14 protein-coding genes are annotated in these 15,692 nt (G+C 73.2%); 6 read left to right on the top strand and 8 right to left on the bottom strand.

Annotated elements, in window-relative coordinates; genetic code table 11:
- Positions 1–472 precede the first annotated feature (472 nt).
- Positions 473–847, bottom strand: coding sequence for a thioredoxin (trxA, locus tag ABZ883_RS01990; RefSeq protein WP_319658086.1), 375 nt, complete (start codon positions 845–847; stop codon positions 473–475).
- A 221-nt stretch (positions 848–1,068) separates the two neighbouring features.
- Positions 1,069–1,524, bottom strand: coding sequence for a universal stress protein (locus ABZ883_RS01995; RefSeq protein WP_360899910.1), 456 nt, complete (start codon positions 1,522–1,524; stop codon positions 1,069–1,071).
- A 212-nt stretch (positions 1,525–1,736) separates the two neighbouring features.
- Between ABZ883_RS01995 and valS the strand changes: the two genes are divergently transcribed.
- Positions 1,737–4,307, top strand: a complete 2,571-nt coding sequence (valS, locus tag ABZ883_RS02000; protein ID WP_360899913.1) for a valine--tRNA ligase — start codon at positions 1,737–1,739, stop codon at positions 4,305–4,307.
- A gap of 39 nt (positions 4,308–4,346) precedes the next feature.
- Here the strand turns inward: valS and ABZ883_RS02005 are convergent, their stop codons facing one another.
- On the bottom strand, positions 4,347–5,585 hold the full coding sequence (locus ABZ883_RS02005) for a citrate synthase (RefSeq protein WP_360899916.1): 1,239 nt from the start codon (positions 5,583–5,585) through the stop codon (positions 4,347–4,349).
- 101 nt (positions 5,586–5,686) lie between these two features.
- On the opposite strand from ABZ883_RS02005, the gene ABZ883_RS02010 reads away from it, so the two are divergent.
- Together ABZ883_RS02010 and ABZ883_RS02015 are read left to right on the top strand one after the other, a co-directional pair.
- On the top strand, positions 5,687–6,841 hold the full coding sequence (locus tag ABZ883_RS02010; protein ID WP_360900215.1) for a citrate synthase/methylcitrate synthase: 1,155 nt from the start codon (positions 5,687–5,689) through the stop codon (positions 6,839–6,841).
- A 108-nt stretch (positions 6,842–6,949) separates the two neighbouring features.
- Entirely contained in the window at positions 6,950–7,375 is a 426-nt protein-coding gene (locus tag ABZ883_RS02015; RefSeq protein WP_360899919.1) for a TOBE domain-containing protein, read from the top strand.
- Positions 7,376–7,378: 3 nt separating this feature from the next.
- On the opposite strand, the gene ABZ883_RS02020 is transcribed toward ABZ883_RS02015, so the two are convergent.
- The 3 genes from ABZ883_RS02020 to paaK all read right to left on the bottom strand — a co-directional run bounded on the left by ABZ883_RS02020 (position 7,379) and on the right by paaK (position 10,910).
- Positions 7,379–8,482: a hypothetical protein gene (locus ABZ883_RS02020; protein WP_360899922.1), complete on the bottom strand. Its 1,104-nt coding sequence runs from the start codon at positions 8,480–8,482 to the stop codon at positions 7,379–7,381.
- Positions 8,483–8,504: 22 nt separating this feature from the next.
- On the bottom strand, positions 8,505–9,446 hold the full coding sequence (locus ABZ883_RS02025; protein WP_360899925.1) for a lysylphosphatidylglycerol synthase domain-containing protein: 942 nt from the start codon (positions 9,444–9,446) through the stop codon (positions 8,505–8,507).
- Between the two features lie 162 nt (positions 9,447–9,608).
- The gene (gene paaK, locus ABZ883_RS02030) at positions 9,609–10,910 is read right to left on the bottom strand and encodes a phenylacetate--CoA ligase PaaK (protein WP_360899927.1); all 1,302 of its coding nucleotides are present in this window, start codon (positions 10,908–10,910) and stop codon (positions 9,609–9,611) included.
- A 251-nt stretch (positions 10,911–11,161) separates the two neighbouring features.
- Between paaK and ABZ883_RS02035 the strand changes: the two genes are divergently transcribed.
- The 3 genes from ABZ883_RS02035 (at position 11,162) to ABZ883_RS02045 (ending at position 13,715) form a co-directional block, all read left to right on the top strand.
- The gene (locus ABZ883_RS02035) at positions 11,162–12,115 is read left to right on the top strand and encodes an NADPH:quinone oxidoreductase family protein (protein ID WP_360899930.1); all 954 of its coding nucleotides are present in this window, start codon (positions 11,162–11,164) and stop codon (positions 12,113–12,115) included.
- Between the two features lie 110 nt (positions 12,116–12,225).
- Positions 12,226–13,128, top strand: coding sequence for a zinc metalloprotease HtpX (gene htpX, locus ABZ883_RS02040; RefSeq protein WP_360899933.1), 903 nt, complete (start codon positions 12,226–12,228; stop codon positions 13,126–13,128).
- Positions 13,128–13,715: a hypothetical protein gene (locus tag ABZ883_RS02045; RefSeq protein WP_360899936.1), complete on the top strand. Its 588-nt coding sequence runs from the start codon at positions 13,128–13,130 to the stop codon at positions 13,713–13,715. Before htpX ends, ABZ883_RS02045 begins: the two co-directional genes overlap by 1 nt.
- A gap of 9 nt (positions 13,716–13,724) precedes the next feature.
- Here the strand turns inward: ABZ883_RS02045 and ABZ883_RS02050 are convergent, their stop codons facing one another.
- Positions 13,725–14,981, bottom strand: a complete 1,257-nt coding sequence (locus tag ABZ883_RS02050; protein ID WP_360899939.1) for a phosphodiester glycosidase family protein — start codon at positions 14,979–14,981, stop codon at positions 13,725–13,727.
- Positions 14,982–15,142: 161 nt separating this feature from the next.
- The gene (locus ABZ883_RS02055) at positions 15,143–15,556 is read right to left on the bottom strand and encodes a PaaI family thioesterase (RefSeq protein WP_360899942.1); all 414 of its coding nucleotides are present in this window, start codon (positions 15,554–15,556) and stop codon (positions 15,143–15,145) included.
- Positions 15,557–15,692 lie beyond the last annotated feature (136 nt).

Consider the following 15,692-nt stretch of genomic DNA (forward strand, 5'->3'; position numbering starts at 1 on the left):
ACCGCTCAAGAGCGCCCCGTCGAACGTCCGAGATACGTAAGGTTCGCCCGCGCCAGTGGGCGTTCCCGTGTCCCGGTCATCAACAAGGGTGGACCGCACCCCCGGTCCGCGCATCCGGAGCAGGCATACGTGCAGGTCACAGCGGTGTGCCCGGGATCGTGGCGATAGCCCACCGGAAGCGGGCGCCCGCGGACCCGGTCACCGGGGCGGCCCGCGTGGTCACGCGCGGTCACTCTCGGTGATCAGTGCGGTGGGCCCCGCCTGACGGGGCCGATCCCGGTTTCCCGTGGCCGGAGGGCTCTTTCCCCGGCAAGGCGGGGGCGAGAACCGGCCACGTTCCTACGAGGTACGGACGATGCGGCAGCGTGGCCGGGCCGGCGGCCGCGGGTGCGGTCGCCGACCCAAGGGGTCACGGCTGCATGGCCATGGCGCGCCCGCTGACGGGCGACCATGGCTGATGTTCAGTCGGATGTCAGGACTTCGGGGCGGATTCACCCTCGGCGATGGACTTGCGGACCTCGTCCATGTCCAGCGCGCGGGCCTGCTTGATCAGGTCCTCGAGAGCCGGGGCGGGCAGCGCGCCCGGCTGGGCGAAGACCGCCACCTTGTCGCGGATGATCATCAGGGTCGGGATCGACTGGATCTGGAACGCGGCGGCCAGCTCCTGCTGGGCCTCCGTGTCGACCTTGCCGAAGACGAGGTCGGTGTTCTCCTTCGCCGCGGCCTCGTAGACCGGGGCGAACATCCGGCACGGGCCGCACCAGGACGCCCAGAAGTCGATCAGCACGAAGTCGTTGGCGGAGACGACCTCGTCGAAGTTGTCCTTGGTCAGCTCAACAGTGGCCATGCTTCCCTTACCTGCTTCCGGGGCACCGTCCGTCGGAACCCACTGACCCTAACCGAAGCGGTGAGGCCGCTATTCCGTACGACGCGCCCGCCCCGCGGCGCGCACGGGACCGGCAGGTGCAGCGGTCCGCGCCGGCGCGCGCCGGTGGCGGTGCGTACGACGTCCGTCACCACGGGCGAACCCATGGGGCATGCGGCGGACGCGAGCGGGAAGGGCGAAATTCAGGGAACGACCGTCACCGGCCAGCGGCCGGCCTTGACCAGGCGTACCGCCACCGACCCGATGATCCGGTGCCCCGCCTTCTCGGAGGCGCCGACCACGACGGCGTCGGCCTTGAGGTCGTCCGCCGCCTTCGACAGGCCGCTGAAGGCGTCCCCCTGGAAGGTGTGGAACTCCCACCGCACGGTGAAGACCCCGCGCAGCCTCTGCACGGCCTTCTCTATCTCCGCCTTGAGCTCCTCGGCGATCCCGGCGGTGGCCTCCGCGACCGGCGCGCCGAACGCCGCGCCCGTGGCCAGGACCGGCTGGACGTAGACGATCGCCAGCAGCGACCCCTGCCGCCGGGCCAGCCCGGCCGCGTACGCGGCCGCCCGCCACGACGACTCGCTCCCGTCCACCCCGGCCACGATCACCTTCGGGCCGTCGGTGCCCCGTTCGAAGGGCCCTTTGTCGCTCACGATCCGAGCCTACTGGCGCGGCCGCCGCGCACGGCGCACAGGGCGCGCGGAGTCCCTGGTCGTGGCCAAATGTCCCCCGGCCAGGCGCGGCGACGCGGCCCGACCCGCCCGGGCTCCTGTACGCCCTGAGCCCGCGTCAACGGGCGGGGCCCGCGCGCACGGTCCCATTAATCGTTCGGCACGGCGAAGGGACGTCCCTACGATGAGCGGGCATGACGCACTCGCCCCGTCGGCATCACGACGTCCCTGCCCGGCCCTCTCTCGAAGGGCTCGAAGCGACCTGGTCGCGGCGCTGGGACGAGACGGGCGTACACCGCTTCGACCGGTCGCGGCCCCGCGAGGAGATCTTCTCCATCGACACCCCGCCGCCCACGGCCAGCGGCACCCTGCACATCGGTCATGTCTTCTCGTACACCCACACCGACACCGTCGCGCGCTACCGGCGCATGCGCGGGCAGACCGTTTTCTACCCGATGGGCTGGGACGACAACGGCCTGCCGACCGAGCGCCGCGTCCAGAACGTCCACGGCGTCGCCTGCGACCCCTCGCTCCCCTACGACCCCGGCTTCACCCCGCCGGAACGGCCCGGCGCGGGCCGGATCCCGGTCTCCCGGCGGAACTTCATCGAACTGTGCGAACGCCTCACCGCCGAGGACGAGCAGACCTTCGAGGAACTGTGGCGCGGGCTCGGCCTGTCCGTCGACTGGACACTCAGCTACCGGACCGTCGGCGACCGCGCACGCGCCGCGTCCCAGCGCGCCTTCCTGCGCAACCTCGCGCGCGGCGAGGCCTACAGCGCCGAGGCGCCCACGCTCTGGGACACCACCTTCCGCACCGCGGTCGCCCAGGCGGAACTGGAGGACCGCGAACGGCCCGGCGCCTACCACCGGCTGGCCTTCCACCGGCCGGACGGCGGCCGGGTCGTCGTCGCCACCACCCGGCCGGAACTGCTGCCGGCCTGCGTCGCGCTCGTCACCCACCCCGACGACCCGCGCTACCGCGAGCTGATCGGCACGACCGTCCGCACCCCGGTCCTCGGCGTCGAGGTCCCCGTCCACGCCCACCGGCTCGCCGACCCGGACAAGGGCACCGGCATCGCCATGATCTGCACCTTCGGCGACACCACGGACGTCACCTGGTGGCGCGAACTGCGGCTGCCCACCCGCCCGGTCCTCGGCCGCAACGGGCGCTTCCTGCCGGACCCGCCGCCCGGCCTGGACTCGGACCGGGCCCGCACGGCGTACGCGCGGCTGGCCGGTGCCAGCGCCTTCGCCGCGCGGGAACGGCTGCTGGAACTGCTGCGGGAGAGCGGGGACCTGGAGGGCGAGCCCGAACCGGTCGTCCACGCCGTCAAGTTCTACGAGAAGGGCGACCGCCCGCTGGAGATCGTCACAACCCGCCAGTGGTACCTGCGCAACGGCGGCCGCGACGAGGCCCTGCGGGCCGCCCTGCTCGAGCGCGGCCGTGAACTGAGCTGGCACCCGGAGCACATGCGCGTCCGGTACGAGAGCTGGGTCGAGGGCCTCAACGGCGACTGGCTGATCAGCCGCCAGCGCTGGTTCGGCGTCCCGGTCCCCGTCTGGTACCCGCTGGACACGGCGGGCGAGCCGGTCCACGACAAGCCCCTCGTCCCCGACGAGTCGGCGCTGCCCGTCGACCCCGGAACCGACGTCCCCGCCGGCTACCGCGAGGAACAGCGCGGCATGCCCGGAGGCTTCGCCGGCGACCCCGATGTCATGGACACCTGGGCGACCTCCTCGCTCACCCCGCAGATCGCCGCCGGATGGGGGACGGACGACGAACTGTTCGCCAAGGTCTACCCGATGGACCTGCGCCCCCAGGCCCACGAGATCATCCGCACCTGGCTGTTCGCCACCGTCCTGCGCGCCCGCACCGAGCACGGCACCCTGCCGTGGCGGCACGCCGCGATCTCCGGATGGATCCTGGACCCGGACCGCAAGAAGATGTCCAAGTCCCGCGGCAAGGCGATCACCCCGGGCGACCTGCTGGAGCAGTACGGCTCCGACGCCGTCCGCTACTGGGCGGCGAGCGCCCGCCCCGGCACGGACACCGCCTTCGACACCGGGCAGATGAAGATCGGCCGCCGCCTGGCGATCAAGATCCTCAACGTCGGCCGGTTCGTGCTCACTTCGGGGACGGACGGCTCCGGTACCGCTGACAGCACCGGCGGCGGCACGGACGCCGTCACCGCGCCGCTGGACCGCGCCCTGCTGGCCGCGCTCGCCGACACCGTCCGCGCGGTGACGGACGCCATGGAGGAGTTCGACCACGCCCGGGCCCTGGAACGCGCCGAGAGCTTCTTCTGGGACTTCTGCGACGACTACGTCGAACTCGTCAAGGCCCGCGCCTACGCGGGTGACGCCTCGGCGCTCGCCGCCCTGGAACTGGCCCTGTCCGTCCAGCTGCGGCTCTTCGCGCCGTTCCTGCCCTTCGTCACCGAGGAGGTCTGGTCCTGGTGGCAGGAGGGCTCCGTCCACCGGGCCCCCTGGCCCGACGCGGACGCGCTCGACGCGGCGGCCGCGGGCGGCGACCCCCTCGTCCTGGACACCGCGCGTGCGGCCGTCACCGCCGTCCGCCGCGCCAAGTCCGAGGCCCGGCTGTCGATGCGCGCCGATGTCGCGGGGCTGGTCGTGACCGGACCGGCCGCCGCCCTCGCCCGCTTCGCGCTCGTCGCCGACGAGGTCCGCGCGGCCGGACGCGCGGGCTCGGTGGAGCTCGCCCCGCCCTCCGGCGACGCGCTGGGGGTGGAGGTGCGCTTCTAGGGACGCGCCCAGCCCTTCCCGCCATCGGGACGTCACCCGCTACGGCAACGGCCGCGGCGGCCGAGGGCCCACGTAGTGGCCGCTGGGGCGCATGCGCAGGGGGCGTTCCTCGTACTCCTCCAGGGCGTGGGCGATCCAGCCGGCCGTGCGGGCCACCGAGAACACGGTCTCGCCGGCGTCGGGGGGCATACGGCAGGAGAGGGAGAGCACGGCCAGCGCGAGGTCGACGTTGGCGTGCAGCGGCGTGTCGCGGGACGCGGTGGCGACGACCTCGCGGGCGGCGCCGAGAGCCGGGGCGGCGTGGGGAACCGCCTGGAGCAGGCGGAAGAGCATGACCGCACGCGGGTCCTCGCGCGGGTAGAGACGGTGGCCCAGCCCCGGGACGCCCCGCCCGGCGCGCAGGTGGTCGGCGACGACGGCGGCCGCGCTGCCCCGCTCCAGCACCTCCGCGAGCATGCGGTGCGCCAGTCCGCTCGCGGCGCCGTGCAGCGGGCCGTCGAGGGCGCCGAGGCCCGCGGAGACGACGGCGTACGGGTGCGCGCGGGCGGAGGCCGCGACGCGTGCGGCGAGGGTGGAGGCGGCCAGGTCGTGGTCGATCAGCAGGACGAGGGCCGCGTCCAGCACCCGGAGCGACGCCTCGTCGGCCGGTCGCGCGGTCAACCGGGACCACAGCCGCCAGGCCGCGCGTCCCTCGCCACGATGCTCCTGCCCGGCCGCGGGGAGCGCGTCGATCAGGACGGGGATCAGCGTGCGCCCCACGCCGACCACCGCCTCGGGGGCGAGGTCGAACCGCAGCGGGTCGGCGGCCGCCATGGCGATCGCGGCCACCCGCAGCCGGTCCCCTGTTCCGCTGTGCCCGGGCAGCGCGGCCACCGCCGCGCGGGCGGCGGCCAGGGCCTCCGGCGGCGCGGTGAAGCGCGTGCCCGGGGTCATCACCCCGGTCCACAGCCAGTCCGCCGTCTCCTCGAAGCGGTGCCGGTCGGCGAGCGCGGTCGCGTCGACGCCGCGGTAGTAGCAGCGGTCGCCGTCGATGAGCGTGATGCCGGTGCGCACCACGCCGATGCCGTTCCCGGCGTCGTCGCCCGACGGCTGCTGTGCGGGGCGCCGGGTGCGGCGGACCAGCGCGTCGACCTCCCGGGCGTCGAAGGTGCTGCCCCGTCCGTCCGGTGCGCGGCGGCTGCCGAGCAGGCCGCGGCTGACGTAGGCGTACACCGTCTCGGGCTTCACGCCGAGCCGTTCGGCGGCCTGCCGGGTGGTGAGCCGTTCCTCCGTCGTCATGACTCCATCCCATCACATATTGATTCGATCAATATTGACGTGCATTGAATCAATGATGGATGGTCGAGTCACGTTCGAAGGAGGACACCACCGTGACCGTCATGCCCGTCACCCCCGACCTGCCCCGCGTGCCCCGCGGACTCAAGGGCGTCGTCGTCACCGAGACCGCGCTCGGGGACGTCCGCGGCACCGAGGGCTTCTACCACTACCGGCAGTACTCGGCCGTCGAACTCGCCCGCGGCCGCACCTTTGAGGACGTCTGGCACCTGATGCTGCTGGGCACACTCCCCGACGCCGCCGGACGGGCCGGCTTCACCGCCCGCGTCGCGCCGCTGCGCCGGCTGCCGCGCGACATCCGGGACGCGCTGCCCGCCATCGCCCGCTCCGGCGCGCTCAGCGGACCCCTCGCCGGGCTGCGCACCGCGCTCTCGCTGCTGGGCGCCGCCGCGGGATTCCGCCCGGTGTACGACATCGACGGCGAACGGCGCCTGGCCGATGCCCTCACCGCGAGCGCCGCCGTGCCGACCCTGCTCACCGCCCTGTACCGGCTCGGGCAGGGCCTGGAACCGGTCGAGCCCCGCGACGACCTGCCCTTCGCGGCCAACTACCTCCACATGCTCACCGGGGAGGAGCCCGACCCGGTCCGCGCACGGGCGATCGAGCGGTACCTGATCTCCACCGTCGACCACGGGTTCAACGCGTCCACCTTCACCGGCCGTGTCATCGCCTCCACCGGGGCCGACCTCGCCGCGTGCCTCGTCGGCGCCGTGGGCGCGCTGTCCGGCCCGCTGCACGGCGGCGCGCCGAGCCGTGCCCTCGACACGCTCGACGCGATCGGCACGCCCGACCGCATCGACCCCTGGATCCGCGAACGCGTCCTGGCGGGCGACCGCATCATGGGCTTCGGCCACCCCGTCTACCGCACGGAGGACCCCCGCTCCCGCATGCTCAAGGAGATCGCCCGCGATTTCGGCGGCCCGCTGGTGGACTTCGCGCTCCAGGTCGAGGCCCGCGTCGAGGCGATTCTCGCCGAGCTCAAGCCGGGCCGCGAGCTCCACACCAACGTCGAGTTCTACGCGGGCGTCGTCATGGAACTGTGCGGGCTGCCGCGGGAGATGTTCACCCCGACCTTCGCCTGCGCCCGCGTTGTCGGCTGGTCGGCGAACATCCTGGAGCAGGCGGAGGACAGCAAGATCATCCGTCCGGCGGCGCGCTACGTCGGCCCGGTGCCGCCGCAACCCGTTCCCGCGGTGTAGCGCGACGGCGACTCCGGACCGGGCGCGTGTCCCGGGCACACCGCCGCCCGGGGCGTGCGCGCGGGTCGTTCCCCGCGGCGGGCGCCGGGCGGGCTTACGGTGCGGCACATGGCTCTGAGCATCCGCAACCAGATCGCCGGGAAGGCCGAGTCGGTGGTCACCGGCGAGGTCATGGCCGTGGTCACCGTCCACCTCGACGGCGGCGGCCCCGCCTTCACCGCCGCCGTGACCGCCGAGGCCGTCCGTGAACTCGGCATCATCCCCGGCGGCGGGGTGACCGTACTGATCAAGGCCACCGAGATCTCCCTCGCCACCCCGCCGCTCCCCGGCGGCCTGACGATCCGCAACCGCGTCCCCGGCACCGTGACCTCGGTGACGGAGGGTCAGGCGATGGCGACGGTGCGGCTGGCGTTCGCCGGGGGCCGCGAACTCACCGCCGTGATCACTCGCGAGGCCCTCGACGAACTCCGTCTCGCCGAGGGCTCCGAGGTCGTCGCCCTGGTGAAGTCGACCGATGTCGCCCTGTCCACGTAGTGGCTACGGGAGGGTCCCCGAAGGGCCGGCGGGCCTGCGGTCGACCGGAGTGATCGGCATCACCGTCTCCTCCAGGGTGCGGCGCGGACCGGACCAGGGCGCCGGGACCGCGTCGAGGAGATGCGCGAAGCGGTAGGCGAGGTCCTCGTAGTTCACCCGCCAGCCGCGGAAGTGCGGCCAGGCCTCCTCGGGGGTGCGCTCCAGCGGATAGCCGTTCGCGGCGGCGTGCGCGACGGCCGCCGCGAAGTCCTCGTACGTGAGCCGGATCGTCGCATCCGGGGAGGGGTCCTGTTCGTACGGGATCCGCCAGATGTCGGCGATGTCGCGCAGGCACACGAACCCCGCCCGCAGGGCCAGCCGTGCCTCGGCCTGCGGGCGGCCGGGGTTGAGGGCGAGCTGCATGGCGGCGGCGTCCATCACCGCGAGGAGGGCGACCAGCCAGTTGCGATTGGACTGCGGCGAGCGGAAGCGGCTCAGCACTATGTAACTGGTGTGGCTCTCGCTCACCTCGGCCGCCCACCGCTCCCAGTTGCGGAACATGTCGGCCAGGCTGTCGGTCACACCGATCTGGGCGTAGCGCGCCAGGATCTCCGGCCCCCACGGCGGGCTGCCCGCCCGGGCCTGCAGCAGGGTCACCTCGGCCTCGCGACGGGAGTACGCGGCGTACAGCGTCGGCAGGTAACCGATCTGCAGACCGATGGTGATCGGACCGGTCGCCGCGGCGCAGAAGTCGATGACGGTCAGGTCGACATGGCGGCTGCTGGCGAAGCCGAGCGTGAACAGCGAGGAGCCGGCCTCCCGCAGCGCGTCCAAGGCGCCGAGGTCGCTCACCGCCGCCTGCAGCAACGCGTACCCGAGCCAGAACGCGACCAGCCAGCTGATCAGGTTGAACAGGATGGACACCGCCGCCACCGGGGCGAGCACACGGTCCTTGTTCTCCGGCGTGCGGCAGCGGTCGGCGACGAACTGGAACGGGAAGTGCACCATGGCGTGCACGCTCCGGGTGAAGCCGGATCTGGTCGGCCGGGGGATGACCAGCGTGCGCAGGACGGAGGAGAACGTCCCCCCGACGATCAGCGCACCGAGCAGGCCGTACAGGACACGCACTGGTCTTCCTTCCGGGAACGGATCACAGCACCCGGCGGCGGACCAGGGCCGCGAGCACCAGAACACCGGGGAGCAACGGCAACCATACGGTGACGATCCGGTACGCGAGCACCGCGGAGGTCGCCGCCACTCCGGTCGCCCCGGCCGTGACCAGTGCCAGGGCCAGCGCGACGTCCAGCGAGCCGAGTCCGCCCGGCGTCGGCAGCAGCGCGGCGGCCGCGCTCCCCGCCAGGTACGCCAGGGCGACGTGCCCGGCCGGGACCGGCGCGTGCAGGGCCCGGACGACCGCGACGAGCACCGCCGCGTGCATGACGGGAAAGGCCAGGGAGCCGGTCCACAGTGCCGCCGCGCGCGAGGAACTGCCGTGCACGGCGCGGACGTCGGAGACGACCGTGCCGAGGAAGGAGGTGACCGGGCGCCGGATCGGGCGGAGCGACAGCAGGACCACGAGCGCCGCGAACAGTGCGGCCCCGGCCGCCAGGGCGAGCCCGCGGTGCGCCTGCGGCGGGACCACCCGGTGCAGGTCGAGCGCGTGCGGGAAGACCGCCAGCAACACCGCGAGCAACGCCACTCGCACCACGCAGGCCGCCAGCGCCCGTACCGCGAGCGCTGCCGCGCAGCGGCTGGGGGACAGGCCGCAGCGCAGCAGGAACCGCAGGTTGACCGCGTTGCCGCCGACACCGGCGGGCAGGATGTGGTTGACCGCCGAGGCCGCGAACTGCGTGGCCAGCAGCCGTCCCGCCGGGAGCTGTTCGAGCACCGCGCCCTGCTGTGCGGCGGCCGAGCAGACCCAGGCCAGCAGGGTCGCCGCACCGGCGGCGAGCAGCCACTCGCCGTCCGCGGAGCCCAACCGGTCGGTGCCGGCGTCGACGGTCGGCCACTGGTGCAGCACGACGACGGCGACCAGCAGCAGCGGTGCCACGGCGAGGATCTGACGCAGTGGGACGCGCCGCAGCATGGTCATCGCCCTTCCGGTTGGCGCGGTCGCCCGCGTCGCCGTGAGGCGCCCCCCTCGCCCTGCCCCGGCCGTACCTGTGCCCGACCATACGTGGCCGGGACCCGTACTGCTCAGCGGCCGTGCCGATGACATGCGGCGCGATGACCCACCCACGCGTCGTGCCCCGCGCTACCTCGGGCGCTCGTCCACGACGCGGCGTATCTTCCCGACGGACCGCTCCAGGGTCTCGGGATCGGTGATCTCCACGGCCACCGTGACGCCGACGGCCTCCTTCACGCCGCGTCCGATGGCCTCGGCCGCCGCCTCGCGTGCCTGTGCGCCGGCATCGGGGCGGGCCTCGGCGCGCACGGTGAGTTCGTCGAGGCGTCCGGTGCGCGTCAGACGCAACTGGAAGTGGGGCGCGACTCCTTCCGTGCGCAGCACGATCTCCTCGACCTGGGTGGGGAAGAGGTTGACGCCACGCAGGATGATCATGTCGTCGCAGCGCCCGGTGATCCTCTCCATCCGCCGGAAGGCGGGCCGGGCCGTACCCGGCAGCAGCCGGGTGAGGTCGCGGGTGCGGTAGCGGATGATCGGCATGGCCTCCTTGGTGAGCGAGGTGAAGACCAGTTCGCCGCTGTCGCCGGCGGGCATCACCTCGTCGGTGACCGGGTCCACGATCTCCGGGAGGAAGTGGTCCTCCCAGATGTGCAGACCGTCCTTGGTCTCCACGCACTCCTGCGCCACGCCGGGGCCGATCACCTCCGACAGGCCGTAGATGTCCACGGCGTCGATCCCGGTGCGCTCCTCGATCTCCTCGCGCATCGCCTCCGTCCACGGCTCGGCGCCGAAGACGCCGACCCGCAGCGAGGTGGAGCGCGGGTCGACGCCCTGGCGCTCGAACTCGTCGAGCAGGGTGAGCATGTAGGACGGCGTCACCATGATGACCTCGGGGCGCAGGTCCTGGATGAGCCGCACCTGCCGCGAGGTCATGCCGCCGGAGGCCGGGACGACGGTGCACCCGAGCCGCTCCGCCCCGTAGTGCGCCCCCAGGCCGCCGGTGAACAGGCCGTACCCGTAGGCGATGTGCACCTTGTCGCCCGGCCGGGCGCCGGCGGCCCGCAGGGACCGGGCCACCACGTCGGACCAGGTCTCCAGATCCCGCTCGGTGTACCCGACGACGGTCGGCAGCCCCGTCGTGCCGCTGGACGCGTGGATGCGGCGGATGCGCGACTCGGGCACCGCGAACATGCCGTACGGGTACTGGTCGCGCAGGTCGGCCTTCGTGGTGAAGGGGAAGCGCTCCAGGTCCGCCAGGGTCCGGCAGTCCTCGGGGCGGACGCCGGCCTTGTCGAACGACGACCGGTAGAACGCCACGTTGTCGTACGCGTGCCGCAGGGTGCCCTGCAGGCGCCGCAGCTGCACTGCCTCCAGTTCCTGCCGGGTCATCCGTTCGGCCGCGTCGCGGAACCCCTCGCCCACGGTGTCCATGGCCCCCACCCTTCCCAACCGATCGTTCGGTAGCCTCTGGCGGGACCAGTAATCCATCATCCGACCTGCGCGTCAAGACACCTGCCGGCCGCCTGTGGACAACCGTGCGGACAGCCTGCGGCGGCGCGGCTCCGGCACGGCCGCGCGGCGTGTCCCCGCGGCCCCGCCACCGGACATACCGACTGGTCGGTGTTCCGGGATATCGTGACCCCGGACGACACGACGTACGTACGCAAGCGGAGGGAGTCGCGGTGCGCGCGATCCAGATCACCGAGTTCGGCGGGCCGGAGGTGCTGCGGCAGGTGGAGCTGCCCGACCCCGTGCCCGGACCCGGACAGCTCCTGGTCGAGGTCGGCTCGGCGGGCGTCAACTACGCAGACACCCACATGGTCGAGAACTCCTACCTCTCCAAGGCCGCCCTCCCGCTGGTCCCCGGAGGCGAGGTCGCCGGCCGCACCCCCGACGGACGCCGCGTGGTCGCCCTGACCGACAACGGCGGCTACGCCGAGAAGGCCGTCGTCGAGGAGTACCTCGCCCACGACATCCCCGACGGCGTCACCGACACGCAGGCGCTCGCCCTGGTCGTCCAGGGGCTCACCGCCTGGCACCTGCTGCGCACCTCCGCCCGGCTCGCCGAGGGCGAGTCCGTCGTGGTGCACGCGGCCGCCGGCGGCACCGGCTCGCTCGCCGTCCAGCTCGCCAAGGAGTTCGGCGCGGGCCGGGTCATCGCCACCGCCTCGTCCAAGGAGAAGCGCGACCTGGCCCTCGAACTCGGCGCCGACGTCGCCCTGGACGGCAGCCCCGAGGGCCTCAAGGAGCGCCTGACCGAGGCGAACGGCGGCAAGAAGGTCGACATCGTCCTGGAGATGACCGGCGGCCCCGTCTTCGACGCCTCCCTCGCCGCGCTGGCGCCCTTCGGCCGCCTGGTCACCTACGGCCTCGCCTCCCGGGTCCCGCCCACGCCCGTGCAGGCCGCCCAGCTCATGGGCCGGTCGCGTGCGGTCGTCGGCTTCTGGCTGATGCACTGCGTGGGCCGCCCCGGCATGTACCGCGAGCCCATGGCGGAGCTGATGGCGATGACCGCCGAGGGCCGGCTGCGGCCGCAGGAAGGCGGCGTCTACCCGCTCTCCGAGGCCGCCCGGGCGCACGAGGACCTGCGGGCCCGGCGCACTTACGGCAAGCTGACGCTCGACGCGGCACGCTGATCCCGTACTCCGGCCGCGCCGTCGCGACCCCGCCGTTCGTGCCTCCTTGGAGGGACAATCGAAGCGGAGCACGACGCCGCGGCCGGCGGCCCGAGAACACGGGAGGGGCCATGGACAGGACCCGTTTCGCCCCCGACAAGGGGCTGACCACCCGCATGGTGGTCACCATGTTCATGATCGGGCTGCTGTACGTGGTCTTCGTCGGCGCGCTCCTGGCCCTGCTGCGCGGCGCCTGGCCGCTGATCCTGATCGTCGCCGGCGGCCTGTTCATCGCCCAGTTCTGGTTCAGCGACCGGATCGCCGCCTTCAGCATGGGCGCCCGTGAGGTGACCCCCGAGCAGGCACCCGAGCTGCACGGCGTCGTGGACCGCATCTGCGCCTTGGCCGACATGCCCAAACCGCGGGTCGCGATCGCCCAGAGCGACGTGCCCAACGCCTTCGCCACCGGCCGCAACGAGAAGGCCGCCCTGGTGTGCGCCACCACCGGCCTGCTGCGCCGCCTGGAGCCCGACGAGCTGGAGGGCGTCATCGCCCACGAGCTCTCCCATGTGGCCCACCGCGACGTCGCGGTGATGACCATCGCCTCGTTCCTGGGCGTACTCGCCGGCATGATCACCCGCATCGGGCTGTGGGGCGGTCTCGGCCGCAACAGCCGCGACCCGGGCACCACCATCGTCATCATCCTGATACCGCTGGTCAGCGCCATTGTGTACGCGGTCAGCTTCCTGCTCACCAGGATGCTGTCGCGCTACCGCGAGCTGTCCGCCGACCGCTCCGCCGCGATGCTCACCGGGCGCCCCTCCTCGCTCGCGTCCGCGCTCACCAAGGTCACCGGCCAGATGGCGCGGATCCCGACGGAGGACCTGCGCAAGGCCGAGCCGTTCAACGCCTTCTACTTCGCCCCCGCGTTCGCGGGCGGCCAGAGCCTGGCGCAGCTGCTGTCCACGCACCCCACCCTGGAACAGCGCCTGGCGCAGCTGGGCCGGATCTCTGCCGAACTCGGGCGGCGCTGATGGGGCTGTTCGACGCGCTCCTCGGCCGCAGCAAGCCCGTCAAGCCCGACCTGGACCAGCTCTTCGGGCTGCCCTCGGCCGCCGTGACCCTGGAGGCCGGCGCCGGGTTCCGGCCCACCGGGGTCGGCTCGGTGTGCTTCGCCGCCGTCGAGGGCGGCGCCTTCGCGGAGGTCCAGCAGGACGTCCGCGCACTGCTGGACCTCGACACCGGACAGGGCGGCGTCCCCGTGGAATCCACACGGGACGCGTACGGCTACACCTGGCTCGTGGCACGCCACCCGGCGGACGACATGCCGACCCTGGTGGGCGATCTGCACGCCGTCAACTCGGCCCTGGAAAGCCACGGCTTCGGGCCGCAGCTGCTCTGCTCCCTGGCGGGCTTCCGTGACGACTCCGGCCGCTCGCTGGCGCTGGTCTACCTCTACAAGCGCGGCACGTTCTACCCGCTGGCCGTCCGGCCCGGCGAGCAGAAGCGCGACAACGCGCTGGAGTTGCAGGTGGCGGGCCTCCTCAAGAACGACCTCCGCGTCGAGGAGGACCTCACCCGCTGGTTCCCCCTGTGGGGCGCACCCGGCATGGGGGACTGAGGCTCCGCTTCACTTGCTTTCCCGGCCGCCGTGGGCCTGGAACACGCCGATGCCGTTGGCGACCGCGCGTTCCACGCCACCCGTGGGGTGGTTGCGGACGGTGACGCGGGCGGCGCCGGGGGCGCGGGTGACCAGGGTGGAGGAGCCGCCGCCGTCGAGGTTGACGGCGGAGTCGCTGCCCAGCGCGTACATCAGGCCGGCCAGTTCACGTACCGTCAGCCCCGCGCCGCTCTCGGCGTTGCCGTCCAGGGCCATCAGGTACAGGGTCTGCCCGCCGTCGCCGTAGCCCGCGGCGGTGCGGGTCGCCGCGGTGCCGTTCTCCAGGCCCGCCAGCGGGGTGCGGTCGCGCAGGATCGGGTAGCCGCCGACGGCGAAGCGCAGGTCGCCGCGGTGGGAGACGGGCAGCAGGCGGCTCTGCACGACCACCGGACGGCCGGGCGCGAGCGTGCGCAGGAAGCGCGCGCCGCCCTCGCGGCCGAGCAGGACGACCGTCCCCGGGGGAATGCGGCCGCGGCCCGCGGAGCCGCTCGTCTTGACGACCCGGCCGTTGCGGACGGTCACTTCGTACGTGGGTCTTCCGCACGGATCGGCGCGGCGGAGGTCGCTGCCGCAGACCGCGCGGCGCCGGGAGGCGGAGCCCCAGTCGGCGGTGTACGCGCCCACGCCGTTCTGCGGCAGCGCGTACTGGTTGAAGCCGCGCAGCGCGACGGTGCTCCGGCCGGAGCGCACCGTGCCCGTCAGGCGGAGCTGGTCGAGGCGTGCCCTGCGGTCGGAGCCGATGCCGAGGACGTTCTCGGTGGAGGTGCCGGGGGGCAGCGAGGGGCCGAAGCGCTGACTCGACGGCACTGCCGCCTTGAGCTGCCGGCCGTGCGCGATCGCCGGGCCGACGGGGGCGCCCGTCGCCGGGACGCCTCGGTGCTGGGTCTCGCTCATGTGGAAGAAGTCCGCGTTGATCCCGCCCACGGCATGCGCCGTGTTGGCCAGCCGGGACACTGTGCCGCGGCCCGTGACGGTACCCGGGTAGAGCAGGTCGACGGAGAGGTCCCGGCGGCGCAGGTCCACCGTCAGCAGGTGCCCGTGGGCCGTGCCGTGGGAGCCCGCGTAGTCGAACCTCCGGTAGTCCACGCCCGGCGCGAGCGCCGTGCGTGCCGCGTAGCGCACGCCCTTGCCGGTCGTCGCGACCGCGCCGCCCGTGCCCGCCAGGAGCGTGCCCAGCGCCAGGACCACGGTGATCGCCGGGCGTACCCGGCCCCAACGTCGGCTCATCGTCACCCCAGCTGAACGCCGTTCATCGGATGTCTGATGGGAGGTCAATCGTTTCCCGCGCAGGGCACGGTGCCCGTGCACCACGCCGCGCGCGGGCGAAATCGCGGCTCCGCACGGCGAGGACGGGTGAAGAACCGCCCCGCGTCCGGACCGTCGGCGGGTCAGCCGGGGAAGGCGTACACGGTGGTCGCGTGGGCCGCGGGCTCCTCCGCGCCCTCCGCCGTCATCTCGACGTCGATGAAACCCAGGCGCCGGCCCAGCTTGGTGACGCGGGCGGTGACGAGGACGTCGGTGCCCATGACGGCGCGCTGAAAGGTCGTCGACTGCTGAACGGTCGTCATGGGGCCGAAGCCGCCTCGCGCGGAGGACACGGCGATCACGGTCGCGGTGTCGGCGGCCGCCATCAGGGCCTGGCCGGACAGGGCGCCGCCCTCGCGGGCCAGCCGGTCGGACCACGGCAGCCGCAAGGTCGCGTGGCGTTCACCGGTCTCCTCGACCGTCAGGCCCAGATCCCGTACCCAGGGAGCGAAGTTGTCGGCCAGTACCTTGTCCGCCTCGGCGGTGGTGATCGTCACGCGCGACATTGTTCCGTTCACATGAGGTCACCACCAGAGCGCGTGCGGTCGTCTTCGCGCGCTGTGCGCCCTCCCTTGTGCATCCGGGCGGAGGTTTACCTCCAAGACATACATGCCGTTGCGCGTATATAGCCAG

This window comes from Streptomyces sp. NPDC046977 (assembly GCF_040644455.1).
Lineage (GTDB): Bacteria > Actinomycetota > Actinomycetes > Streptomycetales > Streptomycetaceae > Actinacidiphila.

Bases quoted from the DNA above. Each gene is read 5' to 3' on its own strand.
- trxA (WP_319658086.1), bottom strand. From the start codon at position 847: ATGGCCACTGTTGAGCTGACCAAGGACAACTTCGACGAGGTCGTCTCC.
- valS (WP_360899913.1), top strand. From the start codon at position 1,737: ATGACGCACTCGCCCCGTCGGCATCACGACGTCCCTGCCCGGCCCTCT.
- ABZ883_RS02005 (WP_360899916.1), bottom strand. From the start codon at position 5,585: ATGACGACGGAGGAACGGCTCACCACCCGGCAGGCCGCCGAACGGCTC.
- ABZ883_RS02010 (WP_360900215.1), top strand. From the start codon at position 5,687: ATGCCCGTCACCCCCGACCTGCCCCGCGTGCCCCGCGGACTCAAGGGC.
- ABZ883_RS02015 (WP_360899919.1), top strand. From the start codon at position 6,950: ATGGCTCTGAGCATCCGCAACCAGATCGCCGGGAAGGCCGAGTCGGTG.
- ABZ883_RS02025 (WP_360899925.1), bottom strand. From the start codon at position 9,446: ATGACCATGCTGCGGCGCGTCCCACTGCGTCAGATCCTCGCCGTGGCA.
- paaK (WP_360899927.1), bottom strand. From the start codon at position 10,910: ATGGACACCGTGGGCGAGGGGTTCCGCGACGCGGCCGAACGGATGACC.
- htpX (WP_360899933.1), top strand. From the start codon at position 12,226: ATGGACAGGACCCGTTTCGCCCCCGACAAGGGGCTGACCACCCGCATG.
- ABZ883_RS02045 (WP_360899936.1), top strand. From the start codon at position 13,128: ATGGGGCTGTTCGACGCGCTCCTCGGCCGCAGCAAGCCCGTCAAGCCC.
- ABZ883_RS02050 (WP_360899939.1), bottom strand. From the start codon at position 14,981: ATGAGCCGACGTTGGGGCCGGGTACGCCCGGCGATCACCGTGGTCCTG.